Annotated in this window: 24 protein-coding genes; 8 read left to right on the top strand and 16 right to left on the bottom strand. The window is 71.8% G+C overall.

Annotated elements, in window-relative coordinates; translation table 11 throughout:
• The first annotated feature begins 58 nt into the window (after nt 1-58).
• The gene (locus tag ACFRIC_RS29885; protein WP_382791996.1) at nt 59-484 is read left to right on the top strand and encodes a spore-associated protein A; all 426 of its coding nucleotides are present in this window, start codon (nt 59-61) and stop codon (nt 482-484) included.
• 61 nt (nt 485-545) lie between these two features.
• On the opposite strand, the gene ACFRIC_RS29880 is transcribed toward ACFRIC_RS29885, so the two are convergent.
• Nucleotides 546-1,574: a glycosyltransferase family 2 protein gene (locus tag ACFRIC_RS29880; RefSeq protein WP_382791994.1), complete on the bottom strand. Its 1,029-nt coding sequence runs from the start codon at nt 1,572-1,574 to the stop codon at nt 546-548.
• Between the two features lie 304 nt (nt 1,575-1,878).
• Between ACFRIC_RS29880 and ACFRIC_RS29875 the strand changes: the two genes are divergently transcribed.
• Nucleotides 1,879-3,243, top strand: a complete 1,365-nt coding sequence (locus ACFRIC_RS29875; RefSeq protein WP_382791991.1) for an LCP family protein — start codon at nt 1,879-1,881, stop codon at nt 3,241-3,243.
• A gap of 167 nt (nt 3,244-3,410) precedes the next feature.
• Here ACFRIC_RS29875 and ACFRIC_RS29870 read toward each other — a convergent pair whose 3' ends face one another.
• Nucleotides 3,411-3,959: an acyl-CoA thioesterase gene (locus ACFRIC_RS29870; RefSeq protein WP_382791988.1), complete on the bottom strand. Its 549-nt coding sequence runs from the start codon at nt 3,957-3,959 to the stop codon at nt 3,411-3,413.
• A 118-nt stretch (nt 3,960-4,077) separates the two neighbouring features.
• Here ACFRIC_RS29870 and ACFRIC_RS29865 point away from each other — a divergent pair, with 118 nt between their 5' ends.
• Nucleotides 4,078-5,376, top strand: a complete 1,299-nt coding sequence (locus tag ACFRIC_RS29865) for an LCP family protein (protein WP_382791985.1) — start codon at nt 4,078-4,080, stop codon at nt 5,374-5,376.
• Nucleotides 5,377-5,474: 98 nt separating this feature from the next.
• Here the strand turns inward: ACFRIC_RS29865 and ACFRIC_RS29860 are convergent, their stop codons facing one another.
• From ACFRIC_RS29860 to ACFRIC_RS29840, 5 genes are read right to left on the bottom strand one after another with little or no spacing between them, the layout of a single operon-like run.
• Nucleotides 5,475-6,422: a hypothetical protein gene (locus tag ACFRIC_RS29860; protein WP_382791982.1), complete on the bottom strand. Its 948-nt coding sequence runs from the start codon at nt 6,420-6,422 to the stop codon at nt 5,475-5,477.
• Nucleotides 6,419-7,891, bottom strand: coding sequence for a protein phosphatase 2C domain-containing protein (locus tag ACFRIC_RS29855; RefSeq protein WP_382791979.1), 1,473 nt, complete (start codon nt 7,889-7,891; stop codon nt 6,419-6,421). Before ACFRIC_RS29855 ends, ACFRIC_RS29860 begins: the two co-directional genes overlap by 4 nt.
• Before the next feature lie 10 nt (nt 7,892-7,901).
• Nucleotides 7,902-8,564 (bottom strand): VWA domain-containing protein, encoded by a 663-nt coding sequence (locus ACFRIC_RS29850; RefSeq protein WP_382791975.1) that lies wholly within the window; start codon nt 8,562-8,564, stop codon nt 7,902-7,904.
• A 17-nt stretch (nt 8,565-8,581) separates the two neighbouring features.
• Nucleotides 8,582-9,055: a hypothetical protein gene (locus ACFRIC_RS29845; RefSeq protein ID WP_382791972.1), complete on the bottom strand. Its 474-nt coding sequence runs from the start codon at nt 9,053-9,055 to the stop codon at nt 8,582-8,584.
• Nucleotides 9,052-10,626 carry a methyl-accepting chemotaxis protein gene (locus ACFRIC_RS29840; protein ID WP_382791969.1) on the bottom strand — a complete coding sequence of 525 codons (1,575 nt, stop codon included), beginning with the start codon at nt 10,624-10,626 and terminating at the stop codon, nt 9,052-9,054. Before ACFRIC_RS29840 ends, ACFRIC_RS29845 begins: the two co-directional genes overlap by 4 nt.
• Before the next feature lie 204 nt (nt 10,627-10,830).
• Between ACFRIC_RS29840 and ACFRIC_RS29835 the strand changes: the two genes are divergently transcribed.
• Complete coding sequence (locus ACFRIC_RS29835) at nt 10,831-11,523, top strand: tellurium resistance protein (protein WP_382791966.1); 693 nt, start codon at nt 10,831-10,833, stop codon at nt 11,521-11,523.
• 210 nt (nt 11,524-11,733) lie between these two features.
• Here the strand turns inward: ACFRIC_RS29835 and ACFRIC_RS29830 are convergent, their stop codons facing one another.
• Nucleotides 11,734-12,285: a hypothetical protein gene (locus ACFRIC_RS29830; RefSeq protein WP_382791963.1), complete on the bottom strand. Its 552-nt coding sequence runs from the start codon at nt 12,283-12,285 to the stop codon at nt 11,734-11,736.
• A gap of 133 nt (nt 12,286-12,418) precedes the next feature.
• On the opposite strand from ACFRIC_RS29830, the gene ACFRIC_RS29825 reads away from it, so the two are divergent.
• Nucleotides 12,419-13,594 carry a tyrosine-type recombinase/integrase gene (locus ACFRIC_RS29825; RefSeq protein ID WP_382791959.1) on the top strand — a complete coding sequence of 392 codons (1,176 nt, stop codon included), beginning with the start codon at nt 12,419-12,421 and terminating at the stop codon, nt 13,592-13,594.
• 64 nt (nt 13,595-13,658) lie between these two features.
• Here the strand turns inward: ACFRIC_RS29825 and ACFRIC_RS29820 are convergent, their stop codons facing one another.
• Nucleotides 13,659-14,816, bottom strand: a complete 1,158-nt coding sequence (locus ACFRIC_RS29820) for an acyl-CoA dehydrogenase (protein WP_365495182.1) — start codon at nt 14,814-14,816, stop codon at nt 13,659-13,661.
• Between the two features lie 191 nt (nt 14,817-15,007).
• On the opposite strand from ACFRIC_RS29820, the gene ACFRIC_RS29815 reads away from it, so the two are divergent.
• Nucleotides 15,008-16,351 carry a UDP-glucose dehydrogenase family protein gene (locus tag ACFRIC_RS29815; RefSeq protein ID WP_382791955.1) on the top strand — a complete coding sequence of 448 codons (1,344 nt, stop codon included), beginning with the start codon at nt 15,008-15,010 and terminating at the stop codon, nt 16,349-16,351.
• Between the two features lie 288 nt (nt 16,352-16,639).
• Here the strand turns inward: ACFRIC_RS29815 and ACFRIC_RS29810 are convergent, their stop codons facing one another.
• Complete coding sequence (locus ACFRIC_RS29810; protein ID WP_382791953.1) at nt 16,640-17,185, bottom strand: CGNR zinc finger domain-containing protein; 546 nt, start codon at nt 17,183-17,185, stop codon at nt 16,640-16,642.
• Nucleotides 17,186-17,289: 104 nt separating this feature from the next.
• On the opposite strand from ACFRIC_RS29810, the gene ACFRIC_RS29805 reads away from it, so the two are divergent.
• Nucleotides 17,290-17,649: a VOC family protein gene (locus tag ACFRIC_RS29805; protein WP_382791950.1), complete on the top strand. Its 360-nt coding sequence runs from the start codon at nt 17,290-17,292 to the stop codon at nt 17,647-17,649.
• Between the two features lie 33 nt (nt 17,650-17,682).
• On the opposite strand, the gene ACFRIC_RS29800 is transcribed toward ACFRIC_RS29805, so the two are convergent.
• The 4 genes from ACFRIC_RS29800 to ACFRIC_RS29785 all read right to left on the bottom strand — a co-directional run bounded on the left by ACFRIC_RS29800 (nt 17,683) and on the right by ACFRIC_RS29785 (nt 21,977).
• A complete protein-coding gene (locus tag ACFRIC_RS29800; protein WP_382791947.1) occupies nt 17,683-18,873 on the bottom strand; it encodes a dipeptidase in 1,191 nt (396 codons plus the stop codon).
• A gap of 223 nt (nt 18,874-19,096) precedes the next feature.
• Complete coding sequence (locus ACFRIC_RS29795) at nt 19,097-20,290, bottom strand: dipeptidase (RefSeq protein ID WP_382791944.1); 1,194 nt, start codon at nt 20,288-20,290, stop codon at nt 19,097-19,099.
• 5 nt (nt 20,291-20,295) lie between these two features.
• Nucleotides 20,296-20,820: a 5-(carboxyamino)imidazole ribonucleotide mutase gene (gene purE, locus ACFRIC_RS29790; RefSeq protein WP_103550685.1), complete on the bottom strand. Its 525-nt coding sequence runs from the start codon at nt 20,818-20,820 to the stop codon at nt 20,296-20,298.
• The gene (locus ACFRIC_RS29785) at nt 20,817-21,977 is read right to left on the bottom strand and encodes a 5-(carboxyamino)imidazole ribonucleotide synthase (protein WP_382791941.1); all 1,161 of its coding nucleotides are present in this window, start codon (nt 21,975-21,977) and stop codon (nt 20,817-20,819) included. Before ACFRIC_RS29785 ends, purE begins: the two co-directional genes overlap by 4 nt.
• Nucleotides 21,978-22,186: 209 nt before the next feature.
• On the opposite strand from ACFRIC_RS29785, the gene ACFRIC_RS29780 reads away from it, so the two are divergent.
• Nucleotides 22,187-22,732, top strand: a complete 546-nt coding sequence (locus ACFRIC_RS29780; RefSeq protein ID WP_382791939.1) for a GtrA family protein — start codon at nt 22,187-22,189, stop codon at nt 22,730-22,732.
• Between the two features lie 87 nt (nt 22,733-22,819).
• Here the strand turns inward: ACFRIC_RS29780 and ACFRIC_RS29775 are convergent, their stop codons facing one another.
• Both ACFRIC_RS29775 and ACFRIC_RS29770 read right to left on the bottom strand, forming a co-directional pair.
• A complete protein-coding gene (locus ACFRIC_RS29775; RefSeq protein ID WP_382791936.1) occupies nt 22,820-24,103 on the bottom strand; it encodes an ATP-binding protein in 1,284 nt (427 codons plus the stop codon).
• Between the two features lie 122 nt (nt 24,104-24,225).
• Nucleotides 24,226-24,903 (bottom strand): response regulator transcription factor, encoded by a 678-nt coding sequence (locus ACFRIC_RS29770; RefSeq protein ID WP_018566970.1) that lies wholly within the window; start codon nt 24,901-24,903, stop codon nt 24,226-24,228.
• Nucleotides 24,904-25,274: the final 371 nt, after the last annotated feature.

The raw sequence follows: 25,274 nt of genomic DNA, 5'->3' as shown, positions 1-25,274 counted from the left end.
CCGGCACCCCTCCGACATGATCATCTTTTCTTGCAGAAGATCTGATGGAGGATCAACCATGACCATGGGCAAGCGACTTGGGTCAGCGACGGCCGTCCTCGGCCTCACCGCCGCGGGAATGATCGCCGCCACCGGCAGCGCCGAGGCCGCGGCCGCCTACAACGGCGCCTGCGGGTCCGGGTACAGCGTGGTCGGCTCCAAGGACGTCGGCGACGGCAAGGCCTTCATCACGTACAGCAGCGCCACCGGCTACAACTGCGTCGTCACCGTCAACGACCACCCGGGAACGTCGACGTACCTGGACGCCCGGCTGCGGATCCACCGGACCGACACGGTGTGGAAGTCCAGCGAGATGGACGCCGGCACCTACAGCTCCTACGCGGGCCCCGTCTACGTGTACGCCGCCCACTCCTGCATCGACTACGGCGGCTCCGCGGGCAACGCGAGCTACATCCAGATCGACTACGGCGTCCACTGCGGCTGACGGCGAAAGACAGCCGGGCCCCTCTCGACACGAGAGGGGCCCGGCGTGGGTGCGGGAGGGATCAGCCGGCGCCGACGACCGCCGGGCGGCGGGACGCGATGACCTTGCGGGCCAGCGCCTTCGGGCTCGTCAGGAAGCCCCAGCCCCACGACATGTGCATCGTCGCGAGGGCCACGGGGATCTGCAGCCGGGCCTTCGCCGGCAGCCCCTTGCCCGCGGGCAGCGAGCCCAGCCCGATGGCCGCGAGATATCCGGCCGGGACGACCAGACCCCACGGCGTCAGCACCGCGCCGACGACCAGGCCCGCGGCGATCGCGCAGACGGCGGCCGGCGGAGCCAGGTAGCGCAGGTTGATGGAGCCCTCGTGGTAGCGGGCGACGACGTGCCGCCAGCGGCCGTAGTCCTTGTACTGCTTGGCGAGCGCCTTGACGGACGGCCTCGGACGGTACGACACCCGCAGCTCCGGCGAGAACCAGATGAGCCCGCCGGCCTCACGGATACGGAAGTTCAGCTCCCAGTCCTGGGCGCGGATGAACTCCTCGTTGTAGCCGCCCTGCTGCTCCAGCGCCTCACGCCGGAACACCCCGAGGTACACGGTCTCGGCCTGGCCCGCCTCACCACCGGTGTGGAAGGCCGCGTTGCCCACGCCGATCTTCGACGTCATGGCGGCCGCGACGGCGTGCTCCCAGTCGTTCTCGCCCTCGGCGTGCATGATGCCGCCGACGTTCTGCGCGCCGGTCTCCTCCAGGAGCCGTACGGCGGTGGCGATGTAGTTCGGGGAGAGCATGCCGTGCCCGTCGACCCGCACGACGACGGGGTGCCGGGACGCCTTGATCGCGGCGTTCAGCGCCGCGGGCGTACGGCCGGTCGGGTTCGGCACCGTATGGACCCTCGGGTCCTCACGGACGAGTTCGGCGGCGATCTCGTCCGTCCGGTCCGTGGAGGGACCGATGGCGATCACGACCTCCATCTCGCCGTCGTACTCCTGCGCCAGGATCGCTTGGACGGCCCCGCGCAGATGCCGCTCCTCGTTGAGGACGGGCATGATCACAGAAACGGCGGGAGACCGCACGTCAGACTTCTCGCTCATCGGAGCTCACGTTACCGCGAACGGGGGACACGGTCGCGCGCCGCCCGGCGTAAGGACCGGGCCGCAGATCGTATCGGCCTACCGTGCTCACGGATCCCCACGCCCAGCGGAACGCGGCTGCGTCCGGCCCGCGGAACGCTTCCCTCCCCCGTCCCCCCTCGCGGAGGTGTTCCCCTTGCCCACGCCGCCCCGCTCCCCCGTCCGCCCTCAGCGCCCCCCGCGGCCGTCTCCCGCGCGGCGCCCGGCCCGACGCTCCGACGGACGCCCCGTACGCCCCGTACGGCGCAGGAGGCCGCGCTGGGCCATGCGGGCGCTCACCACCGTCTCCGTGGTGGTCCTCGCCTCGGCGGGCATCGGGCACGCGGTGCTGAGCGGCCTGGACGCGGACATCGCCCGGGTCGACCCGTTCAAGGACATGAAGAACCGGCCCGAGGGCGGGCACGGCATGAACCTGCTGATGGTCGGCACCGACGGCCGGGACAAGGTCACCGAGGCGGAGCGGCGCAAGTACCGGCTCGGCGGCGCCCCCTGCCACTGCACGGACACCGTCATGATCGTGCACATCTCGGAGGACCGGGAGCGCGCCAGCATCGTCAGCCTGCCGCGCGACTCCTACGCCGAGGCGCCCGAGCACACCGACGCGGTCACCGGCAAACGGCACGGCCCCCACGCCCTCAAGCTCAACGCGGCGTACGCAGAGGGCGGCCCGACCCTGACCGTGCGGACCGTCGAGAACATGACCCACGTGAAGATCGACCACTATCTGGAGGTCGACTTCACCAGCTTCATGAAGACGGTCGACGTGCTCGGAGGCGTCCGCATCTGCACCGCGCAGCCGCTCAAGGACCGCTACACCGGGCTCGACCTGGCGGCGGGCCCGCATCTGCTGGGCGGCGGACAGGCCCTCCAGTACGTACGGTCCCGGCACACCGACGGCTCCTCCGACCTCGGCCGGATGAAGCGCCAGCAGCGCTTCCTGGCGTCCCTCGTCTCCCAGGCCACGTCGTCCGGGGTGCTGCTGAACCCGATGAAGTTCCGGGACGTGACCCGGGCGGTGCTGGGATCGGTGCGGGCCGACAAGGGGTTCGGCACCGACGAGCTGCTGGACCTGGGCCGCGCGATGCGGAACTTCTCGCCGTCCTCGTCCGAGTTCACGACCGTGCCGATCGGACAGATGGCGTACGCCGTCAAGGGCATCGGCTCGACCCTGAAGTGGGACGAGCCGAAGGCGCGGAAGCTGTTCCAGGAGCTGCGCGAGGACAAGCCGCTCGCCGCGCCCCGGGCACCGCGGTCGAAGGCCGTCCGGGTCGCGGTGGCCCCGCAGCAGATCCGGGTCCAGATCGAGAACGGGACCTCGACGACGGGTCTCGGCAGGCGGGTCGACAGCGCGCTCGCCGCCACCGGGTTCCGCACGACGGGCCGGCCCACGACGGGCCACGACTCCGGGGTCCGGCGCACCGTCGTGGCGTACGACCCCCGCTGGGACCGCTCGGCGAAGTCCCTCGCGGCCGCGCTGCCCGGTGCCGAGCTGCGCGCGGTCCCCGGGCAGGGCCCGCTGCTGAAGGTGATCGCCGGTACCGACTTCAAGCGGGTGACGCGGGTACAGGCCGAGGATCCCGCCCAGGGCGAGTCCGGAGTGGTGACGGGAGACCAGGTGGTCTGCCCCTGAACCCGGACGGCCACCCGGCCCGGACGGCCAACCGGGGGGGGCGGCCATCCGACCCCGGACGGCCACCTGACCCCGACGCCCCGCGACCCCGGACGACCACCTGGCCCCCGTCGGCCACCTGACCCCCGTCGGCCGCCGGGCCTCGACGCCCGGCGGGCGTTCGGCACCTAGTCGTCGAGGCCTTCCGCGGAGCGCCTCTCGCGGAGGTCCATGATCGCGCGGCGGCGGGCCAGCCGGTGGGTGCGGCGGATCTGAGCCTCCTGGAAACGGCGCTCGTCCCGCTCGGTCTCGGTGATGACCGGGGGCACCCGGCGGGGCTTGCCGTCCGCGTCGACGGCGGCGAAGACGAGGTAGGCCGAACCGACCTGCTGCGGCGGGGTGGACTCGTTCCAGCGCTCGGCCAGGACCCGCACGCCGACCTCCATCGAGGTCCGCCCGGTCCAGTTGACCTGGGCCTTCACATGCACCAGGTCGCCCACGCGGACGGGCTCGAGGAAGGCCATCTCGTCCATCGAGGCGGTGACGGCGGGCCCGCCGGAGTGCCGCCCCGCCACGGCGCCCGCCGCGTCGTCGACGAGCTTCATGATCACGCCACCGTGCACGGAGCCCAGAAGGTTCGTGTCGTTGTGGGTCATGATGTGGCTGAGGGTGGTGCGGGACGCGGAGGTCGGCTTGCCCGGGATGTCGTTTTCCGGGTTGGGGGCCTGGTCTGTCATGTCCTCCACCTTATGCCGGGCACGAGGCCGTCGATTTGCATCAGCTCTGCAACAGGCGTGACCCAGATCTCCCTGCTCTCTTGTAAGGCGCCTGGTGGAGAGCGGCACACTGGTCCGCATGAATGATTGGCCCGACGGGTGGTCCGACGACAACCGCAGCAACCGCTACGGACGCGGCAGCGCAGGCGCACAGCCTGAGAGCGCCCGCGTCATGCGCCAGGTCCGCCGTGGGCCCGCCGCACCCGCCCCGGGCCAGGGTGCGCCGCCGTACGGCGCTGGTGTCCCCCGGCAGCCCTCGTACGTCGACGGCCAGGGCTACGACGAAGGCCAGGGCTACGACAACGGGTACGACTCCGGCTACAACACCGGCCACGTGTACGGCAACGGCCCCGGCGGTCCGCAGGGCCCCGGCGGGGACGGCACGTACCCGCGGCGCCCCGCGCCGAACTGGCGGAAGCGGATCAAGTGGACCGCGATCACGCTGGTCACCGCGTTGGTCGTGGTCTCCGTCGGCACGTACTTCTGGGCCGACTCCAAGCTGCACCGTGACGTCGATCTCTCCAAGGTCATAGACCGGCCGGAGACCGGCGAAGGCACGAACTACCTGATCGTCGGCTCCGACAGCCGCGCCGGCATGTCCGCCGAGGAGAAGAAGAAGCTCCACACGGGCTCCGCCGAGGGCAAGCGCACGGACTCGATGATGATCCTGCACACCGGCAGCAACGGCTCCACGCTGCTGTCGCTGCCGCGCGACTCGAACGTCACGATCCCGAAGTTCCAGGGCTCCGAGTCCGGCAAGATCAAGGGCCCGCTCGGCCAGAACAAGCTGAACGCCGCCTACGCCTTCGACGGCCCCACGCTCCTGGTCAGGACCATCGAGTACAACACCGGCCTGCACATCGACCACTACGTGGAGATCGGCTTCGCCGGGTTCGCCGGCATCGTCGACGCGGTCGGCGGTGTCGAGATGAACCTCGACCAGGGCTTCAAGGACAAGTACTCCGGCGCCGACTTCAAGGCGGGCAAGCAGACGCTGAACGGCGAGCAGGCCCTCGCCTTCGTCCGTACCCGCCACGCCTTCGCCGCCTCGGACCTCCAGCGCACCAAGAACCAGCAGAAGTTCCTGGCCGCCCTGGCCCACCAGGTCGCGACCCCCTCGACGGTCCTGAACCCCTTCAAGCTGTACCCGACGATGGGCGCGGGCCTCGACTCGCTGGTCGTCGACAAGGACATGAGCCTGTGGGACCTGGCCGACATGTTCTGGGCCATGAAGGGCGTCACCAGCGGCGACGGCAAGTCCATGAACATGCCGATCTCCGGTTCCGTCGGCGGCAACCTCGTCTGGGACAAGGCGAAGATGAAGACGCTGGTCGACGAGCTCAAGAACGACGAGGCGGTCACGGTCTCGGGCAACTGACCCGCCCGCGACCGCCGTCGCCGCCGACTCCCGGTCACCCGGGGGCCGGCACCGGCCGGCCGACCCGCCGACACCGCCGCCCGCCGGCCGTCGGCGGGTCATTTGCGTAGCGTGATCCGGCCCCTCGTGCGGGGGCCGTCGAACTTGGACCGGTCCACGACGGGCCTCGGGGCCGGTTCCGCGGCCATCAGGCGGATGGTGTCGCGCCCCGCCAGCGCGGTGCACCACTGGGCCAGATGGGGGCGGGTGCCCCGGGGACCCGAGGCCTCCTCCCAGAGGTCACGGACCGCGTCGGCCCGCCGGTCGTCCAGGACGCCGGACAGCGGCCGCAGCGGCGTGCCCGGCGTCACGTACGGGTCCTGGCTCACGACACGGCCCACCACCAGGGCCGCCTTGTAGCGGTCGCTGTCCACCGTGGCCGCGCCGGCGGCGGCCAGCGGGTCGTGCCAGTCGGGGGTGTCCGCCTGCTCCAGGACCGGCGGCCGCCCGGCCATACGGACGCCGTCGCAGTCCAGGAGGTACGGGGCCGGCGCGGGCCGGACCGTCCACAGCACGTTGGCGTGGGACACGTCGCCGACGACCAGCCCGAGGGCGTGCAGCCACCGGAAGAGCCCGAGAACGGCCACGACCAGCGCGAACCGCTCGGCGGGCGACGGCTGCGCGACGGCCTGCCAGGCCGGCCGCGGCGGCCGGAGCAGATAGGACAGGTCGGTCAGCCGGGTCTCGCCGCGCGAGGTCGGCCAGGTCATGGAGTCCGGCGCGCGGCGCATCAGGAAGCCGGTCGCCCTGCCCCCGTCCACGACCCGGCACAGCGGCCACGCCGCCTCCCGGTCCAGGCGCTCACGGTCGGCCGGGGCGAGCCCCTGACGCAGCGCCACGAGCGCCGCGAGTTCCCGGCCGTCGGCCTTCCCCGGCTCGCGATAGCTCTTGTACAGCAGCCGGCCCGGACCCACGACGTCGTACACCTCGCCCTGGCCGCCGTCGCCGACGCGCGCGCCGAGGGCGAGCGAGCCGAGGGTCACGTCGGCGCCGTCGTCGGCGCTCACGGCACGGCCTCCCACAGGACGACGGCGGTGCGGTCGTCGTCGTACGACTTCACCCGGTACTGGAGCTGCCACAGGAAGTCGGCCGGTGCCGGCGCCCCTTCGCGCCCCCATCCCGACGCGAGGAACGCCCGCATCCCCGCGTCACCGGCGAGCGGTGTGGACAGGCCGTCCGTGCACAGCACGAGGACGTCTCCGGGCAGGGCCGGGGCGAGGAGCAGGGCGCGGGCGCGATGGCCGTGCGGCAGGGCTGCGGTGCGGGTGTCGATCATCCCGTCGCCGTCGTGCTCGGGGTCGGTCAGGGACAGGTTCCACTCCCCGCCGCGCAGCAGCGCCGTGCCGCCGTCGCCGACGGCCAGGAAGCCGCGGGTGCGCACCCGGGGATCGAGCGGCACGAGCAGGGCGCGCAGGGTGGTGGCGTACGCGGCGGGGTCGTCGCCGTGTTCGCGGGCGCGGTGCGCGAGCAGGGTCGCGACCCGGCCCACCGCGGTGTCCGCCAGGGCCGCGAACCCCGGACGGTCGCCCGTGCGCAGGGTCTCCACCAGGTCGGCGGACACGGCGTCCAGCTCCAGCGCGGCGAGCCGGCAGGCCTCCTGGGAGCCGACGTGCGAGCGGGCCGCCGAGCCCACGCCGTCCGCCACCGCGAGCAGCAGCAGTCCGTCCGGGCCGGCCGCGCCGAGCCGCACCACGGCCAGCGAGTCCTGGCGCGGCTCGCCCTGATAGCGGTGCGAGTCGCCGCGCACCGACGCCGCGCGCACGGTCAGCGCGCCGTACCCGGCACCGTCCACGACCATGTCCGGCGTCAGCGCCGCGGTCGGGTCCTCCCGGACGGAGGGCAGCTCCCGGGGTTCGGGGGCGTACAGCGGCGGCTTGGGCCCCGAGTGCGGCGGCGCGCCGAGCACGGGGACGGCTCCGGTGCGCGCGGCGGACCGCTCGGCCGCCGTCCCGGGCCCGGGCACGGGGCCGCGCGGGGACGAGGGGGGTGCCGAACCGTGCGGAGACGGCTGCCCGGGGGCCTGCGGTGCCGGCGGCGGTACGAACCCGGGCTGAGGGTACGGCGGCGTCGGCGTCGGCTCGTACGCGGGAGGTGCCGAGGGCGGCGACTGCGGACCCGGCCCGTAGGACACGGGGGTGGGCACGGCGGGCTGTGTCGCGGGCGCCCCCGGCCCGGCACCGGGCGCCCCCGACTCCGGATGGTCGGTGAAGAACAGGTCGACGCTCTGCTGCCAGGTCTCGTCCAGCGGGTCGGGCTGCCGCGCGTCCGGCCAGCTCGGCTGCTCCCGCTGCCCCGGGTCGTGCGCGCACCCCTCGGGGTGCCTCGCCTCCGGCTGCCCCGCATCCGGGCGAGGCGGCCCCACCTCGCGGGGGTGCGGCCCCACTTCGCGCGGGTGCGGCCCCACCTCGCGCGGGTGCGGCTCGGGCTCGCGCGGGCCCGGCCGGGAAGGTCCGGCGGCGTTCATGTCGTTCTGCATGGACGCCGCCTCACATCTTGTCGAGCGAGACGATGGAGAAGCCGGGCACGGTGTCGTCCACGGCCAGCGTGAATCCGCCGCCGTCCGCGCCGATGCTCCCGGCGGACCGGACGATCGACCGGGTGAGGCTGGAGGCGAACTCGCGCAGCGCCTGCGCCGGTGACACCGAGGAGTCCTTCTGCATGAAGGCCCGGAAGTTCGCGACCCGGGCGATCGTCGACTCCTGCGCCTCGCCGATGCCGAAGGCGATGATCTTCGGACAGAACCGTGACTGGGTGACCTCCTTGTACGCCTGGTCCCAGTCCGGGTCCGTGGGAATGCCGTCCGAGAGGAAGAAGACCACGGGGCGGTACACCTCGTGGCCCTCCGCCTTGAGTGCCGCCACGTCGGCCTCGACACAGCGCAGCAGGGTGCGGAACGCGTCGCCGTACGAGGTGAGCCCGCCCGCGGCGAGCGCGGGGACCGAGTCGATGTCGCTGAGGTCGACGAGCGGCTGGAGCACGGTGGCGCTGTCGGAGAAGCCGATGAGGCAGAAGCGCGTCTTGTCGGCGACTGTCGGGTTGGTGCTGATCTCGTGGTGCAGGTCCGGGAGCGCGCCGTTGATGGCGTCGATCGGCTCGCCGATCATCGACCCGGACTCGTCGCAGAGCAGGTAGAAGGGCAGGATCTGCAAGGTCTCGTACCTCCGGGTCAGTACGTGTAGAAGTAGATCTCGATGTCGGCGTGCCCCGTGGAGGCTCCGCCTTTCCAGAAGTCGCGGGTGGTGGCGGCGCGGAACATGTCCGGACGGGCCTTCTCCAGCAGGGAGTTGACCTCGTGCGCGTACTCGCCCCCGGCCCCCGGGTCCGTGTGGCGTCCGAAGGTCAGCACGAAGGCGGCCTGCCGGCCCCCGTAGCGCGCGGTCGCGGTGCGCAGTGCCCGCACGATGCCGTCGTCGTCGCCGGCCGCCGCGTCGACGGCCACCTCGACCGGTGTACGGACGACCGCCCGCGGGCCGGTGTGCCGGGCCTTCTTCCCGGCGGCCGGGGCCGAGGAGGCGGGGCGCTTCTCGGCGGCCTGCGGGTCGCCCTGGTCGCCCATGGCCACCAGGGCAAGGACGAGCAGCATGTCCGCGAACAGCCACCCCGCCATGTGCAGGGGCTGGAACCTTCCGCCGCGCTTCATCGGGCCTCGGTCACGGGAGGCGCGGGAGGCGGCGGGGGCCGGCGACGGGGGTCGGGCCGTGCGGGGCCGGGGTGGCCCGGGTCACCGGAAGGGGGCCCGAACCGGCCGGCGGGGGCGTCGGCCTGCTCCACGGGCGAACCGAACCGGTCCCCGGGGGCGTGGCCCGCGTCGGCGGAGGGGGCGTGGCCCGCGTCGGCGGAGGAGGCGTGTCCGGATGCGGGAGAGGAGGCGTGTCCGGATTCGGGGGAGGACGGATGGCCCGCGTCGGCGGCTCGGCCATGCCCGTGGGCGTCACCGGCCGACGACCAGGCACCCGCCTGCCCGACCTGGCCGGGCAGGGCCGCCCGGTCCGCCTGACCCGCCCGGCCTGCCGGGTCCGTACGGCTCGGCGGACCCGGAGGCCGGACGTCGGTGAGGCCGCCCGCTCCGCCCGCCCTCAACTCGGCCACCAGACGGGCGAACTCGTCGGCGACCGCCCGCAAAGCACCGCTCTGGGAACTCAGTTCACGCACCGCGTGCTGGGACTCCTCGACCGCACGGGCCGTGTCCTCGGCCACCTCGCCGAAGCGGCCCAGGAGTTGGGCCGAGACGTCCGAGGCCACCTCGACACCGGTGGCGTAGGCCCGCTGGGACGCGGCCAGCACGGTGACGGACTCCTCGACGCGGTCGCCGGCCCCGTGCACCGCGAGCCGCACCTCCCCGCTCGCCTCCCGCACGTCGTCGAGCGCCTTGCGGACCTGCGCCCCGCCGTCGCTGACGGCGGCCTCGACGCGGCCCACCGCGGTCTCCAGGGGCTTGACGGAGGTGTCGACCCCGGACAGCGCGCGTTCCGCGCCCCGCACCGCCTCGCCGACCGTCGAGGCCGCGGCCGTCAGCTCCTCCTGGACCCTGACCGCCTTGTCGCCGAGCCGCCTGAGCGTCGCGGCGGACTCGGTGAGCTCGGCGGCGAAGCGCTGCGGGGAACTCGACCGCTGCCCGTTCAGGACGAGTTGGGCGCGGGTCAGCGCGGGGACGAGCGCCGCCATCACGTCCTCGTGGCCGCGCTCGGCGTCCTCCTCCCGGCGGGCGACGGCGGACCGCCGCAGGCCGTGCACCAGCACCAGCGAGAAGAGCAGCGCGATGGCGACGGTGGCGCTCATCGCCACATGGCCGAAGGTGAAGGCACCGGTGAGGTGCCCCTCGAAACCGGACTGCCAGAGCTGGAGGAAGGGCCGGGAGGCGGCTCTCGGGTCCGCGCCCGTCAGCGCTCCGTACGCGCTCGACGCCCGGGTCAGCCCGTACCAGGTGAGCATCAGCGGCACGAAGACCAGCGCGCCCAGCGCTCCTTCGGCGTAGGACCAGAGCGGGTGCTCCGGGCCGCGGCCGCCGGGGGCCCGCAGGCTCTCGGGGCGCGCGTAGGCGGCCAGGAGATCGAGTTCGGACCACGGGTCCAGCTCGCCGGCGTTCTGGTTCCGCAGTGCCGCGGCGAGCGCGGCCAGTTCCTCCTGCCGGGTCCCGAGTGCCGGCCGCTTCGCGAGTTCCTCGATGCTCTGCGCGATCACATGACGGTCCATCAGGGCGCCTGACGGCATGCCCACCCCCACAACACGACGGACGCGGGGGCGCGTCGACGGCGACCCTGGATCCCCACCCGTGTCACGTGCCGTCGTGTCCCCCGCCGGTTCACACGCACCGGACGCGCGACCGAGGGCACAGAGAGTACTCCAGTGGACACGCTCCGCGCATAAACTCGCGACACCCGCCACTCTCCCCGACGGCGGTGCGAGGGGGACAAGTTGAGCAACGACGAACGTCGACGGGCGACCATCCGCCTGAGGCCCGCGCCCGGCGCCCGGCCCGGGACCGGCGCGCAGCGCGCGGCCCCGACGGCCCGGGAGGCGCCGCGGCCTCCCGCCGCGCGGGCCGAGACGACGCTGACCAGGTCGGCACCGAGGGCCCGCGTCACGGGGCGCGGCGTCCTCCAGGTGAACCTCAACCGGCCGCCGGGGACCGGGGCCGACCTGGACCTCGGCTGCATGGCCGCCTTCACGGACGGCACCTCCGCGGCCGTACAGCCGCTGGGGAACACCTTCGGCTCGCTGTCGCGGTGGCCGTACATGGAACTCGACCAGGACGACCGCACGGGGGCGTGCGCGGACGGGGAGACGGTCCGGGTGGACCTGGAGCGGCGCGAGCTGTTCCGGCAACTGCTCTTCCACGTCTACGTGTACAGCGGCGCCGTGGATTTCCGGAGCCTGGGCGCCACGGCCACCGTGACCGCTCCGTCCGGCGGTTTCCGCATCGCGCTCGACGACTCCCCCGAGGGGGCGACGGGCTGCGCCATCGCCCTGGCCACACCCACCGAGGGCGGCCTCACCGTCACCCGCGAGGTCCGCTGGTTCACCGGCACCCCGCGACGCTCGGTCCAGGAACAGATGGACGGCGCCTACGGGTTCGGCCTCACGTGGGTCCGGATGCGTAAGGACTGATCAGCAGCGGAGCCGTAAGCCTGGGACGGGAAAACAAAGGCCGAGAGGCATCCACCGGGCGCCTCTCGTCTCCACCGCCTGACGCCGACCCACTCCCCGACAGGAGGAGTCGGCGTCAGGGGTCGTCGGACGATTGGCGGCCAGCGCACGCGCCGGCGATCATCCCTCGACACCGGCAACGGCCACTCTCATGCACAGGAGGAGAAGCGTTCAGTCTCGCTCGGCACTCGCTTCAGCCACTTCCTCAAGTACCGCTTGGGCCTTGTCCGTCAGTTCCCCTCCCGCCTTACCGGCAACTGTCGTCAGAAGCCCGTCCCTCCTCGCCCGCTTCAGGTGATCCTTCACCGTCTCAGGCCGGCGCCCGATGAGCCGGGACAGCCATGGAACGGGCGCGGAAGCTCCAAAATCCGCCATGGCCGCGTAGGCGGCAACCAGCAGGGTCAAGTAGTGGTCCGAGACGCCTTCGCCCTCCAGGGCGAACCTCGCCGCCTCTCCCATCTCGTTCAGCTTCGCCGCCGCTTCTTCCAGCGTTCGCTGGGCTCCGGGAGTCCGCTTGGCCAATTTCAGGGCCGCGCCCACGTCGAGCCTGCGTAGGACCGTGGTCGAAATACCTCGTGCCACCTCGCGGGCCGGAACATCTTCGGCCGCCTCGATGGTGATCCGCTGTGGCCCCCCGCTGATCGGCCCTGGGGGCCACCACATCCGGACCACCCATGCACCTTGCTGCTGAGTGACCTCGAACCCACCACCGTCCGCTTCCATGTCACCCAACTTAACGCACCCAGAGCAATCCACCCTGTGTTGACAACCCAGGGTGGACCATGCGCAGACTTGGGTGACCGGCACGACGGCGGGGTGGTGCCGCACGTCGCATCAGCAAGAGGGGGCTGCCTCAGTGGCCAGGGCATGGATCGCACGGTCGGCGGACGACACGAAGAAGTGGGCGACCTTCTGGTACGGCCCGGCCAGTAGGCAGCGGCGGGAGACCTTCGGCACCAGGACGCGAGCCGGTAGCCACCTCGACCGCGGGAGAAAGGAACTCGACGCCGCGCCCCGCTTGGACGACCGGCGGGGCAAGGAGTCCGTGGCGGCAGTCTGGGACCGATGGACGAATCGAACAGAGCTCGAGAACAGCACCAGGAAGCAGTACAGGTCCATTCAGAGGACGACGCTTGAACCGTTCTTCAAGGCTCGGCCCATCGCCTTGTTGAAGGAAGCCGACATCGAGCAGTGGCTCTTGTGGATGGAGCGGGATCGGAAGCTCTCCGCCCGCACACGGCGTCAGCGATTCTCGTTCTTCTCCGGAATGCTGGATTGGGCTGTCGTCAACGACATCATCCGCCTGAACCCTTGCAAGAAGGTCAGGGGCGCCGGAAGCCGCGCCAAAGAGATCCGGGAGCACAAGAGCTCTGCTCGGCGGCTCACGACTCGGGAGGTTTTGGCGATGCTGGATGCCGCTCCTCCGCGATACCGCGCGATGCTGTGGCTCATGGCCGGGTGCGGCCTGCGACCGGGTGAGGCCATGGCGGTGTCCCGCGATCAGATCGACTTCAAGGCCGAGACACTTCACATCGACTTTCAGATCACGGAGGACGGGGAGACCGAGTCGGGGAAGAACAGCGGGATCCAGCGTCGGCATGTCAAGGCTCGTGACGAAGGCGAGCCGGGGCGCACCGTCCCCCTCCCACCGAACGTCGCCTTCGAGCTTCGACGGCACATCAAGAACCACGGCGTCTGGGGGCCGGAGCGACTTCTCTTCCCCAACGTGACGCGGACCGGCTATCTCTACGCGTCGTACTTCTACCCGCGGATCTGGATGGAGGCCTTGGGCAAGGGACGGGTGAGGTACTGCAAGGCCCATTCCCTACGGCACTACTACGGGTCGCGTTTGCTCTACGCCGGAGTCCCCGAGAACGATGTGGCCGACTGGATGGGCCACAGCAGTACGGACGTGCTGAGGGAGCACTACCACTACATCTTCGAGGGGGCCGAGCAACGCGGCCGGGCCGCCATCGCAACGATGTTGGTTCCCGGCGCCGACGACCCCGCGGAGGCGTCAGGAGGCGCCTGACCCGCGTACGACAACAGCCCCCGACTCACGTCGAGGGCTGTTGTGTCTGACCTGCAGAAACCCGCTAGGGAAGGTTCCTGGCCATCACGATCCGCTGCACTTGGTTCGTGCCTTCGTAGATCTGGGTAATTTTCGCGTCGCGCATCATGCGCTCGACCGGGTAGTCGCGGGTGTAGCCGTAGCCGCCGAGGAGCTGGACGGCGTCGGTGGTGACCTCCATGGCGACGTCCGAGGCGAAGCACTTGGCGGCGGCGCCCTGGAAGGTGAGGTCCTTGTCGCCGCGCTCCGACTTGGCGGCGGCCGCGTACGTGAGCTGGCGGGCGGCCTCGATCTTCATGGCCATGTCGGCGAGCATGAACTGGATGCCCTGGAAGTCGGCGATCGCCTTGCCGAACTGCTTGCGCTCCTGGACGTAGCCCTTGGCGTAGTCGAGGGCGCCCTGGGCGACACCGAGGGCCTGGGCCGCGATGGTGATGCGGGTGTGGTCCAGGGTCTTCATGGCGGTGGCGAAGCCGGTGCCCTCCTCGCCGATCATGCGGTCGGCGGGGATGCGGACGTTGTCGAGGTAGACCTCGCGGGTCGGGCTGCCCTTGATGCCGAGCTTCTTCTCGGGGGCGCCGAAGGACACGCCCTCGTCGGACTTCTCGACGACGAAGGCGCTGATGCCCTTGGAGCGCTTCGTCGGGTCGGTCACCGCCATGACCGTGTAGTACTCGGAGACGCCCGCGTTCGTGATCCAGCGCTTCACGCCGTTCAGGACCCAGTAGTCGCCGTCGCGGACGGCCCGCGTCTTCATGCCTGCCGCGTCCGAACCGGCGTCCGGCTCGGAGAGGCAGTACGAGAACATGCCGTCGCCCTTGGCGAGCGGGCTCAGGTACTTCTTCTTCAGGTCCTCGGAGCCGGAGAGGATCACCGGCAGCGAGCCCAGCTTGTTCACCGCGGGGATCAGGGAGGAGGACACGCAGACGCGGGCCACCTCCTCGATCACGATGACCGTCGCGAGGGCGTCGGCACCGGCGCCGCCGTACTCCTCGGGGACGTGCACGGCGTGCAGGTCGTTCGCGACCAGGGCGTCCAGCGCCTCCTGCGGGAAGCGGGCTTCCTCGTCCACCGCGGCGGCGTACGGCGCGATTTTCGCCTCGGCCAGCGAGCGGATCGCGTCCCGGAGCATGTCGTGCTCCTCGGACGGGCGGTACAGGTCGAAATCAGCCGATCCGGCCAAGGTCTCTCACGCTCCAAAAGGTGCTGTGCTGGCGGCGCTAACTACCGTTAAGTAACACAAATTTTAGGCCCCCGCCCGCGGGACGGATACGTGAGGTTGGCGACAGGGGTAAAAGTGCCCGTGAAAGCGCTCCCCGAAGCCCCGACTATGCTCGGGCGCGCACCGACGCGCCGCACACCTCAGGAGCACCCATGGCCCTCAAGATCACCGTGATCGGCACCGGCTACCTCGGCGCCACCCACGCCGCGGCCATGGCCGAGCTCGGCTTCGAGGTCCTCGGACTCGATGTCGTGCCGGAGAAGATCGAGATGCTCCAGCGCGGCGAGGTCCCGATGTTCGAGCCCGGTCTCGAGGAGCTGCTGCGCAAGCACGTGGCCGGGATCGAGGGCTCCTCGGGCCGGCTCCGCTTCACCATGGACTGGGCCGAGGTCGGCGCGTTCGGCGACGTCCACTTCGTGTGTGTGAACACACCGCAGAAGCACGGCGAGTACGCCTGCGACATGTCGTACGTCGATGCCGCCTTCGAGGCGCTGGCGCCGCATCTGCACGGTCCCGCCCTCGTCGTCGGCAAGTCCACCGTGCCGGTCGGCTCGGCGGAGCGGCTGGCCGCGCGGCTGGCCGAGCTGGCGCCCGCGGGCGAGGACGCCGAGCTGGCCTGGAACCCGGAGTTCCTGCGCGAGGGCTTCGCCGTGAACGACACGCTGCACCCCGACCGGATCGTGGTGGGCGTGCGCAGCGAGCGCTCCGAGAAGCTGCTCCGCGAGGTCTATGTGACGCCGGTCGCCGAGGGCACGCCGTTCGTCGTGACCGACTTCCCCACCGCCGAGCTGGTGAAGACGTCCGCGAACTCCTTCCTCGCCACCAAGATCTCCTTCATCAACGCGATGGCCGAGGTCTGCGAGGCCGCGGGCGGCGATGTCGCGAAGCTGGCCGAGGCCATAGGGCACGACGAGCGGATCGGGAAGAAGTTCCTGCGGGCCGGGATCGGCTTCGGCGGCGGCTGTCTGCCCAAGGACATCCGTGCCTTCATGGCGCGCGCCGGTGAGCTGGGTGCCGACCAGGCGCTGACCTTCCTGCGCGAGATCGACTCCATCAACATGCGGCGGCGCGGTCAGATGGTGGAGATGGCCCGTGACGCGCTCGGTGGCGGTTCCTTCCTCGGCAAGCGGGTCGCCGTGCTCGGCGCGACCTTCAAGCCGGACTCGGACGACGTGCGCGACTCCCCGGCGCTGAACGTCGCCGGGCAGATCCACCTCCAGGGCGGCCAGGTGACCGTGTACGACCCGAAGGGCATGGAGAACGCCAAGCGGCTGTTCCCGACGCTCGGGTACGCCCGCTCGGCCGTGGAGGCCGTACGGGGTGCCGATGTCGTCCTGCACCTGACGGAGTGGCGCGAGTTCCGTGAGCTGGACCCGGCGGTGCTGGGTGAGGCGGCGACGTCGCGGGTGCTGCTTGACGGGCGGAACGCGCTGGACCCGGAGCTGTGGCGCCGGGCGGGCTGGACGTACCGGGCGATGGGCCGGCCGACGGCCTGAGCCCCTGGCGGGCGACCGCCGCGAGAGCCGGGGCCCGGGCTCCGGAGTTCCAGGTGGCAGGGCCCTGCGGTTCCGGTCCCGAGGCGGGGCGTCGATCGCGGCGCCGGTTCCGGGGTCGGGCGGGGTCTCGGGCGAGGGCGTGGCGGTGGACGCCGGTCCGGCCGAGGCTCAGTCGGCCGGACCGGCGCCGGTTGCATTCTGCACCACTTCGCTGTGCGGTGACCGGGGACCGCCGGACCACGTCCGGCTCCCGGCCCCTCCGCCCGCAGGATTTACCGTGGCCGGAGGCTACTTCGCGCGGTAGCGGCGCATCTTGGCGCGGGCCCCGCACACCGCCATCGAGCACCAGCGGCCGCGGCCGGCGGGCGAGCGGTCGAAGTACGCCCAATGGCAGGTCGGAGCCTCGCAGGCCTTCAGCCGGGGCCAGGTGCCCTCGACCAGCGAGTCGGCGATCGCGGCGGCGACACGGAAGGCGAGGGGAACCACCGGGGAGGGCTGAGCTGCCCCGGCGGGGTCCTCGGGCATGGGCTCGGCGGCGGGGACCAGGCGCGCGGTGCCGCCGTCCGCGTCGAGTGTCACCCGCAGGGGCGCGCGGGCGAGGAGTTCCCCGAGCGGGGTCACCGTCCGGTGTGCCGGATGCCCCGCGTGCGCCAGGCACACCGCCCGCAGCGACTCGCGCAGCTCACGGGCCCCCGCCGCCTCTCCCGCCGTCAGGCCGAAGCGCGCCAGCCCGTCGGGGGTGTCCAGGGAGTCGGCGCCCGACTCGAGGTCCAGGGTGTTCACCAGGGCCTGGACCAGGGCGAGACCGCCGGGTGCGGGCGCTCTGTCATTCATGCTTGCGACGTTACCTCCAATGCGGGAGCATGGAGTAACCGTTACCCCTTGAAGAGGTTTGTGGGTAACGCATCGGTGTTGCTCGAGATCCCACGGAGGAAGTCATGGCTCTCGCCGTACTGGACGTCGTCGTCCTGGACTGTCCCGACCCGCGCGCGCTCGCCGAGTTCTACACGGGGGTGCTGGGCGGCACCATCACGGAGGAGACCGACTGGATCGACCTGGAGGTGCCCGGCGGCCGCAAGCTGGCGTTCCAGGCCGCGCCCGGGTACGTACCGCCGCGCTGGCCGTCGCCCGACGGCTCGCAGCAGCTCCACCTCGACCTGAACGTCGAGGACCTGGACGTGGCGGAGAAGGGCGTGCTGGCGCTCGGCGCGACGCCGCTGGACACCGAGGACAGGTCGCGTTCCTTCCGGGTGTACGCCGACCCGGCCGGACACCCGTTCTGCCTCTGCGCCTGCTGAGCCTCCGCGCCCGCCGAACGGACCCGGCGGCGGTCAGCCGTCCAGGTCGGCGATCCTCGCGGAGGACGGCGGCCTGCGGTGCTGCGCGGCGCGGGCGGTGAAGTCCGCGCCGCGCAGCACGCGCTGGACGTTTCCCCAGGTGAGCAGGGCGAGGTCGGAGCCGGACCAGCCCCGGGTGATGAGCTCCGCGATCAGGTGCGGATAGCAGGAGGCGTCGGCGAGGTCCTGCGGGTGGGCGGTCCCGGAGTCGTACGTGCCCGAGAGGCCGACGCACTCGGCGCCGGCGAGCGCGCGGACGTGGTCGAGGTGGTCGGCGACGTCCCGGACGGACGGGCCGGTCTGTTCGGCGGTGAGCGGGACCATGCACAGGCCCTTGGCGAAGCCGAGTTCGGCCAGGACCTCGTCGGACAGGTTCGACGGGTGGGGGCGCAGGGCGCGGGCGGCCGAGCGGGTGAACAGGACCGGGGCCTTGGAGGCGGCCAGGGCGCGGCCGATCGTGGCGTCCGAGCTGCCGGAGAGGTCGGCGAGGACGCCGAGCCGGTTCATCTCGCGCAGCACCTCCTCGCCGAACCGGGTCAGGCCCGTCTCACGCGCCCATGAGGCGCCGGCGAGGGTGAGGACGCGCAGGCCGAGCGTGTGCAGGGCGCGCAGGATGCCGAGCGAGTCGCCGAGCGCGGCGGCTCCGGCCGGGCCGAGGACGACGGCGACGCGGCCGCGGTTGCGGGCGTCGGCGACCTCACCGGCTCCGCACGCGGCCCGCAGGCCCTCGGGGTGGGCGTGGATCACGGTCCTCGCCAGGTCGAGCTGCTCCAGGGTGGCGCCGACGGCCCGGTCCCCGGCGAGGCCCCTGGGCAGGTGCAGCGACCAGAACAGGGCGCCCACGTGTCCTTCGCGCAGGCGCGGCAGGTCCGTGTCCACGGCGCTCTCGCCGAGCTCCAGATCGAACCAGGGCAGGTGGCGCAGGGCCCAGGGGAGTCCGCTGTAGCCGTCGGCGACGGGGTTGCCGGCCAGGAACGTACGGGCCCGCGCCAGCGGGTCGGAGCCGTCGGCTCCCGCCGGGGCGCGGTCCCGGACGCGGTCCGGGGCACCGGAGCCGGTGACGAGGGCCGTGGCGCCTGCGAGGAGGGGGTCGGCGGGCAGCGCCTCGGTGTCGGGCCAGGCAGCGGGCGGATCGAGCTCTCCCACCTCGGCGGTGGAGTGCAGTTCGTCCTGCAGGTCTGCCATGACAGGCTCCGGAGTGTGGGCAGCGGTGATCACCAGCGGTGTTACCGCCACCGTGGCACGGGGCCCGGGGCGCTTCCTGGTGGATGCGGCGTTCGGGGTAGCCCACCGCTTCCACCGACCTGCCGGGCGCACGCGGAAGGCGCCCGGGCGGGAAGCCCGGGCGCCTTCGTGGGTCCCGGAGTCCGGGGCCCGGCAACTCGATGTGCCGTCAGCCGATCAGTCCTCAGCCGTCCAACTGCTCCAGCGTCGCGTTCGACGGCGCCCGGCGGGACCGGAGGTCGCGGGCGACGTCCTCCGCCGCGCCCAGCACGCGCACGGCGTTCTGCCAGGTCAGCTTGGCCACGTCCGTGGAGGACCAGCCGCGGTCGAGGAGCTCGGCGATCAGGTTCGGATAGCCCGAGACGTCGTCCAGTCCGGCCGGGGTGAACGCCGTGCCGTCGTAGTCGCCGCCGATGCCGAGGTGGTCGATGCCGGCGACCTCGCGCATGTGGTCGAGGTGGTCGGCGACCGTGGAGACGGTGGCGATCGGGCGCGGGTTGTCCTCCTCGAAGGCCCGGTGGATCTTCATGGCCTCGGCGGTGGTGTCGAGGTGGTGGAAGCCGTTCGCGCGCATGTTGTCGTCGGCCGCCGCCGTCCAGTCGACCGCCGCCTGGAGGACGAACTTCGGCACGAACGTCACCATCGCCACTCCCCCGTTGGCGGGCAGCCGCTCCAGCACGTCGTCCGGGATGTTGCGCGGGTGGTCGCACACGGCGCGGGCCGAGGAGTGCGAGAAGATCACCGGCGCGACGGAGGTGTCGAGCGCGTCGCGCATGGTCGTCGCGGCCACGTGGGAGAGGTCCACGAGCATGCCCTCGCGGTTCATCTCCCGTACGACCTCGCGGCCGAAGGCGGACAGGCCGCCCACGACGGGAGCGTCCGTCGCCGAGTCCGCCCAGGCGTTGTTGTCGTTGTGGGTGAGGGTCATGTAGCGGACGCCGAGCGCGTACAGCCCGCGCAGGGCGGCGAGGGAGTTGTCGATCGAGTGACCGCCCTCCGCGCCCATGAGCGAGGCGATACGGCCCTCGGCGCGGGCCGCCTCCATGTCCGCGGCCGTCAGCGCGCCGCGCAGGTCGGCCGGGTACCGGTCGATCAGCTGCCGTACGCAGTCGATCTGTTCCAGTGTCGCGGTGAGGGCGCCGGGCAGGTCGGAGCGGACGTACACCGACCAGTACTGCGCGCCGACGCCGCCCGCGCGCAGTCGGGCCAGGTCCGTGTGCAGGTGGGCGCTCTGGTCGGTGGCGATGTCACGGGCGCCGAGGTCGTAGCGGACCTGCTCCCGCAGCGCGTAGGGCAGGTCGTTGTGTCCGTCGACGACCGGGAACTCGTCGAGCAGGGCGCGGGCGCGGTCGATCGAGGGCAGGGAGGACGACGGCATCCGCGTCACTTCCCGAAGCCGAAGCCGCCGGCTGCGCCTTCGACCTTGGCGCGCAGCCGCTTGCCCTTCTCGGTGGCCTGGTCGTTCAGTTCCTGCTGGAACTCCCGCATCCGGCCGAGGAGTTCCTCGTCGTGGGCGGCGAGCATCCGGGCGGCCAGCAGACCCGCGTTGCGGGCGCCGCCGACGGAGACGGTCGCCACCGGCACGCCGGCCGGCATCTGCACGATGGAGAGCAGCGAGTCCATGCCGTCGAGGTACTTGAGCGGGACGGGCACGCCGATGACGGGCAGCGGGGTGACCGAGGCCAGCATCCCGGGCAGGTGGGCGGCCCCGCCGGCGCCCGCGATGATCGCCTTGAGCCCGCGCTCCGCGGCCTGCTCGCCGTACGCGATCATCTCGCGCGGCATGCGGTGCGCGGAGACGACATCCACCTCGTAGGGGATCTCGAACTCGTCCAGCGCCTGGGCGGCGGCCTCCATGACCGGCCAGTCGGAGTCCGAACCCATGACGATGCCTACAACGGGGCTCATTCGGTGATCGTGCCTCTCAGGTAGCCGGCTGCGTGCCGGGCGCGCTCAAGGACGTCGTCCAGGTCGTCGCCGTAGGTGTTGACGTGGCCGACCTTACGGCCGGGCTTCACGTCCTTGCCGTACATGTGGATCTTGAGCTGCGGGTCGCGGGCCATGCAGTGCAGGTACGCGGAGTACATGTCGGGGTAGTCGCCGCCGAGGACGTTCGCCATGACGGTCCATGTGGCGCGCGGGCGCGGGTCGCCGAGCGGGAGGTCGAGGACCGCGCGGACGTGGTTGGCGAACTGGGAGGTGACCGCGCCGTCCTGGGTCCAGTGGCCCGAGTTGTGCGGGCGCATGGCCAGTTCGTTGACGAGGATGCGTCCGTCGCGGGTCTCGAAGAGCTCGACGGCCAGGTGGCCGACGACCCCGAGTTCCTTGGCGATGCGCAGTGCCAGTTCCTGCGCCTCCAGGGCCAGCTCCTCGGCGATGCCGGGGGCCGGGGCGATCACGGTGTCGCAGACGCCGCCGACCTGCTGGGACTCGACGACGGGGTAGGCGACGGCCTGGCCGTGCGGGGAGCGGACGACGTTCGCGGCGAGTTCGCGGGCGAAGTCGACCTTCTCCTCGGCGAGGACGGGGACGCCGGCGCGGAACGGGTCGGCGGCCTCCTCCAGGGAGCGGACGAACCAGACGCCCTTGCCGTCGTAGCCGCCGCGGACGGTCTTGAGGATGATCGGGAAGCCGTCACCCTCCTCCCCCTCCGCGAGGCCTTCCGCCGCGAACGCGGCCACGTCCGCGACGTCGGTCACGATGCGATGCCGGGGGCACGGCACGCCGATCTCGTCGAGCTTCGCGCGCATCACACCCTTGTCCTGGGCGTGCACGAGCGCGTCGGGGCCCGGCCGGACGGGGATGCCGTCCGCTTCCAGGGCCCGCAGGTGCTCGGTGGGGACGTGCTCGTGATCGAAGGTGATCACGTCACAGCCCCGCGCGAAGTCGCGCAGCGTGTCGAGGTCGCGGTAGTCGCCGATGACGACTTCGCCGACGACCTGCGCCGCGGAATCCTGTGGAGTGTCACTGAGGAGCTTGAACTTGATGCCGAGCGGGATGCCCGCCTCGTGTGTCATACGAGCGAGCTGGCCACCGCCGACCATGCCGACTACCGGGAACGTCACGCTCCAAGAGTATCGGCCGCGCCACCCTGGCCGATTTCCGCGGCGATTCGCCCGATTTTCCCTTCCGGTGACCGGCTCTTTTCTTACCTGTGAGCACATGCACAGGCACCGTGCGGGAGCGCTGGTTAGCATGGGCTGGTTGGCGTATTCCACCGCGCGTTCACCGGCGCGGCACACGACGAGACCCACCGACAGGGGCTGGCAAGACCATGGGCAGTGCTACACCGGGGCCTCATACCGGGCCTCGCAGCGCGGTTCGGCGCCGCTTCGACCTGCTCTTCCGGGAGGTCGCCAAGTTCGGCGCGGTGGGCGGTGCGGGGCTGCTCGTCAACCTGCTCGTGTTCAACCTGGTGCGCCACCTCACGGACCTGCAGGTCGTGCGGGCCAGTGTCATCGCCACGGTCGTGTCGATCGCCTTCAACTACGTCGGGTTCCGCTACTTCACCTACCGGGACCGCGACAAGGGCGGGCGCACGAAGGAACTGACGCTGTTCCTGCTGTTCAGCGCGGTGGGCCTGGTCATCGAGAACGGCGTGCTGTACGTGGCGACGTACGGCTTCGGCTGGGACAGCCCGCTGCAGAGCAACGTCTTCAAGTTCCTCGGCATCGGTGTCGCGACGCTCTTCCGCTTCTGGTCCTACCGCACCTGGGTGTTCCGGGCGCTTCCGGCCCGCGAGGCCGTGGCCAGCGCCGAATCGTTCCTGGACGAGGAGCCTGAGCCCGGGACGCGCCGTCCGCGGGCCCGCGTGAACTGACCGCGCGGTCCCCTGCCCCGAGCCCCCGGCCTCACCGTGGGATCCCCTGCCTCGCGATCCCCTGCCTGACCGCGCGATCCTCGTGCCCTACCTGACCGTGCGCTCCTCGTCGTCCTCGGCGAGGCGGGGCGGGCGCTTGTGCGGGGTGCGGGACAGGAACAGGCCGAAGACCGGCGGCTGGGCCTGGAGCATCTCCAGCCGGCCGCCGTCCGCCTCCGCGAGGTCGCGGGCGACGGCGAGACCGATTCCCGTGGAGTTGCGGCCGCTGATGGTGCGCTCGAAGATGCGGGCGCCGAGGTCGGTGGGGACGCCGGGGCCCTCGTCGGTGACCTCGATGACGGCCTGGTTGCCGGTCACGCGGGTGCGCAACGCGACGGTGCCGCCGCCGTGCATGAGGGAGTTCTCGATCAGTGCCGCGAGGACCTGGGCGACCGCGCCCGGGGTTCCCACCGCCTGGAGATGACGCTTGCCGGAGCTGACGATCGCGCGGCCGGAGCTGCGGTAGGCGGGGCGCCATTCCTCGAGCTGCTGCTTGATGACCTCGTCGAGGTCGAAGGAGACGGCGGAGCCGGTCCGCGGGTCGCGGGCGTTGGTGAGCAGCCGCTCGACCACGTCGGTGAGGCGCTCCACCTGCGTCAGTGCGATGGTCGCCTCCTCCTTGACCGTGTCGGGGTCGTCGGTGAGGGTGATCTCCTCCAGCCGCATGGAGAGCGCCGTCAGCGGTGTCCGGAGCTGGTGGGAGGCGTCGGCGGCGAGGCGGCGCTCGGCGGTGAGCATGCGGCCGATGCGCTCGGCGCTGCCGTCCAGGACGTCGGCGACCCGGTCGAGCTCGGGGACGCCGTAGCGCTTGTGCCGCGGGCGGGGGTCGCCCGAGCCCAGCCGTTCCGCCGTCTCGGCGAGGTCGGTGAGCGGGGAGGCGAGACGGTTGGCCTGGCGTACGGCGAGCAGGACGGCGGCGATGATCGCGAGGAGGGCGACGGCTCCGATGACCAGGAGCGTGCGGCCGACCTCCTTGGTCACCGAGGAGCGGGGCTCCTGGACGGTGACGGTCTCACCCGACTCGCCCCTGGCGGTGTACTGGATGACGTCGCCGGTGGGCTGGCTGCCGACCTCGATGGGGTCGCGGCCCGGGATCCTGATGACGGCGTAGCGCCGGTCGGTGACCTGGTTCTTGAACGTGTCGCCGGAGATGTTCTCGTCGCCGAGGATGCGGCTGTCCACGATGCTGGCCAGGCGCAGCGCCTCGGAGTCCACGCGCTCCTGGGCGCTGTTGCTGATCGTGCGGGTCTCGACGATGACGAGCGAGACGCCGAAGACGGCGATCACCACGAGGACGACGGCGAGGGTGGACTGGATCAGACGGCGACGCACGGGGCCCTCCGGGCAGATGGCTGTACCGGGACCAGTGTGCACGCTCGCCGCTGCGGGCCGAGCCGGTCACCGGTCCGGGGCGCGGGTTTTCCACGCCGGCCGGACCGGACCGGCCCGGAGCCTCAGCTCTTCTCGAAGCGGAAGCCGACCCCTCGTACCGTCGCGATGTAGCGGGGGTTCGCGGCGTCGTCGCCGAGCTTCTTGCGCAGCCAGGAGATGTGCATGTCGAGCGTCTTGGTGGAGGACCACCACGTGGTGTCCCAGACCTCGCGCATGAGCTGGTCGCGGGTGACGACGCGGCCCGCGTCGCGCACCAGGACCCGCAGGAGGTCGAACTCCTTCGCCGTGAGCTGGAGTTCCTCGTCGCCCATCCAGGCGCGGTGCGACTCGACGTCGATGCGCACGCCGTGGGTGGCGGGCGGCTGCTGGGGCTCGGCGGCGCCGCGCCGGAGCAGCGCCCGGACCCGGGCGAGCAGTTCGGCCAGCCGGAACGGCTTGGTGACGTAGTCGTCGGCGCCCGCGTCGAGGCCGACGACGGTGTCCACCTCGTCGGCGCGCGCGGTGAGGATGAGGATGGGCACGGTGTGGCCCTCGGCGCGGAGCCGGCGGGCGACTTCCAGGCCGTCCATGCCGGGCAGTCCGAGGTCCAGGACGACCAGGTCGACGCCGCCCTGCATGCCGGCGTCGAGCGCGGTGGGTCCGTCCTCGCGGACTTCGACCTCGTAACCCTCCCGGCGCAGGGCACGGGCCAGCGGCTCCGAGATGGACGCGTCGTCCTCGGCGAGCAGTACACGGGTCATGGGGTGATGGTAGTCCGCCGTGCAGCACGCCCGGGCAGTGATCCGCCCGTGGGATTCACACCCTCCGTCCGGGTGTTTCTTACCTGCGGGTGTGCGATGCGATCCTTGATGACACCTTCGAAAGATCGCTCGCGGTTCCATGATTGCCTGTGATCCATGTCTCAAGTCCTTCCATATGGGGCATTGCGATGTCGTATGGTGACCAGACGCCTGTTGCACCACATCGGGACCTTTGGCTCGAACTTGATGCTGAAGGTCTCTTCTGTGTGCGGGCTGGTGTCAGCCAGCCTCGAAGGAAAGACCTGTGGCCGGGCCCGGACACGCTGACGCGTTCCGGGCGTGGATCCCGGTGGTCGCCGTCCGCCGCTCCG

The organism is Streptomyces sp. NPDC056738, assembly GCF_042790435.1.
Lineage (GTDB): Bacteria > Actinomycetota > Actinomycetes > Streptomycetales > Streptomycetaceae > Streptomyces.
Note: the sequence above shows the minus strand (reverse complement) of the source record. Positions and strands in the feature narration are given on the sequence as shown.